The 2,234-nt window shown below is 70.2% G+C and carries 2 protein-coding genes; both read right to left on the bottom strand.

The genetic code is table 11. The features are described 5' to 3' along the window. Positions 1-94: 94 nt before the first annotated feature. A complete protein-coding gene (locus G5C60_RS50475) occupies positions 95-856 on the bottom strand; it encodes a UTRA domain-containing protein (protein ID WP_165271019.1) in 762 nt (253 codons plus the stop codon). A gap of 220 nt (positions 857-1,076) precedes the next feature. Continuing rightward, positions 1,077-1,961 carry an RNA polymerase sigma-70 factor gene (locus tag G5C60_RS50470; RefSeq protein WP_165271017.1) on the bottom strand — a complete coding sequence of 295 codons (885 nt, stop codon included), beginning with the start codon at positions 1,959-1,961 and terminating at the stop codon, positions 1,077-1,079. Positions 1,962-2,234: the final 273 nt, after the last annotated feature.

Below are 2,234 nucleotides of genomic sequence, written 5' to 3'. Positions count from 1 at the left end.
CCGCCCCCAGACCCCCGCTCGTCGGCCTGAACGGCCTCGTCCTCAAGCGCCGGACGGGCTGACTGATGCGAGCCTGGGCTGCAAAAGGTGACCCTCAGGACGCCCGGCGCTCCGGGTCATGGTGGATCTCCACGCCCCCGGTGTCTCCGAAAGTCAGCCGACACGTGTCGGCGCGGTACGTGGCGACGGAGACCGCCGCTGTGCGTCCCTCGGTGAAGAAGCGGGTGGTGACGACGAGGACGGGTGCGCCGGGGAGCCGGTCGAGTTCCTTGGCGTCGTCCGCGCGGGCCGAGCCGAGTTCCACGGCGCGGTCCTGGCCCTCCAGCTCCAGGCGCTGGAGCTCGCGCAGAACGGCACGCGCGCGTGCGGTACCCGAGGGCGCGTCGATGGCGGAGAGGTCGGGCACCGATGACGCCGGGATGTAGAGCAGTTCCGCGGCGACGGGCTGGCCGCGCGTCACCCTGGAGCGGCGCACGATGTGCACCTTCTCGTCGTGGCCGGTCTCCAGGATGTCGGCCACCGTCGCGGGCGGGGCCGCCACCGTGCAGTCCGCGGGCTGCCAGGCGTCGCCGACCGCGCCCGGCCACGCGTGCTGCTCGGATCCCACTGCCACGCCCATGCGCGGCGGTGCCACGGTCGTGCCGACACCGCGACGGCGTTGCAGCCTGCCCTCGAGTTCGAGCTGCTCCAGGGCCTGGCGGAGCGTGGCACGTGCGACGCCGAACCGTGCTGCGAGATCACGCTCGTTGGGCAGGATCTCGCCCACCGAGAACTCGGAGTCCAGTGCCTCACTGAGCACGGTCCTGAGATGCCAGTACTTCGGCTCCGGCACCGTATCCAACTGCGTGGTCCCCACCCTGTCCTCCGCAATCGCCCTGACCCGGCGGTTTTAACGCCCTTGTTTATTAAAGGTTCCTGCACTATCCCTGCGACCATAAGACGGCCCCCACCCTTGGTCAAGACCAATCCTCGATCCGTTACAGCGCGCACAGAAGCGACTCCGCAGAGTGTTCACGCGGCGTTCGCGGCTCTGCCGGCTGTTCGCGGCTCTGTCCGCTGTCAGCTGTCGGCGTCGGCTAGTCGACGGCCAGGGACAGCAGCTTCTCCGGGTTGCGCACGATGTAGACGCACTGGATCCGGCCGTCGGCGACGGCCAGCTGGAAGACGCTGTCGGGCTTGCCCTCGTAAAGGACCAGCAGTGCGGGGCCACCGTTGATCTCCATGAAACGGAACGAGGCCCCCGCGATGCCCTTCTGAGTGGCACCGAGGACGAAGCGGCCCACCTTGTCGGCCGACTCGAGAACGCGCACGGGCGCCTTGGCCCGGCCGCCGCTGTCGCCCACCAGGCGCACGTCCGGGGCCAGCAGGGACATCAGCCCCTCCAGGTCGCCCTCGGTGGCGGCGGCGAGGAACCGCTCGGTGAGATCGCGTTGCAGCGCGGGATCGACCTCGTAGCGCGGCCGCTTCTCCTCGACGTGCCTGCGCGCCCGTCCGGCCAGCTGGCGCACCGCGGACTCGCTGCGGTCGAGGGTGGCGGCGATGTCCGCGTACGGATATCCGAAGGCCTCCCGGAGTACGAACACCGCGCGCTCCAGGGGCGACAGTGACTCCAGGACGACGAGGAGCGCCAGCGAGACGGAGTCGGCGAGCACGGCCCGCTCCGCCGCGTCCGGGACGGTGTCCCCGAAGTCGGTGACGTACGGCTCGGGCAGCCACGGTCCTACGTAGGCCTCGTTGCGGGACTGGATCTGGCGCAGCCGGTCGATGGCGAGGCGGGTGGTGATGCGCACCAGGTAGGCGCGCGGTTCGCGCACCTGGGTGTGGTCGGCGCCGGACCAGCGCAGCCACGCCTCCTGGACCACGTCCTCCGCGTCGGCCACCCGGCCGAGCATGCGGTAGGCGACGCCCATCAGAACGGGACGGTGCTCTTCGAAGACCTCGGTCGCGATGTCGGTAGCCACGGCACCATCCCAGCCGACGTGTCGGACCGTGTCCAGGCGACCCGGAGGCCAACCCGGTGGTGCGCGGGACGCGTTGAGCGGCGTACGGCCATCAGGTCGACGGCGCCGGGGGCTACCGGCGGGTAGTAGTTGCTGACAAACTGTCTACGAGTCGGGCCTGTCTGCCTGCCTCTAGCGTGTCTACCTGCCTGTCGCCGTCTGACTGTCGCCTGCCTGCCTGTCGGTCCTGTCCCAGACGAGGAGCAGTTCCATGTCCGCCCCGGTCACCCACCC

Origin of the sequence: Streptomyces scabichelini (assembly GCF_011045015.1) — a bacterium.
Lineage (GTDB): Bacteria > Actinomycetota > Actinomycetes > Streptomycetales > Streptomycetaceae > Streptomyces > Streptomyces scabichelini.
Note: the sequence above shows the minus strand (reverse complement) of the source record. Positions and strands in the feature narration are given on the sequence as shown.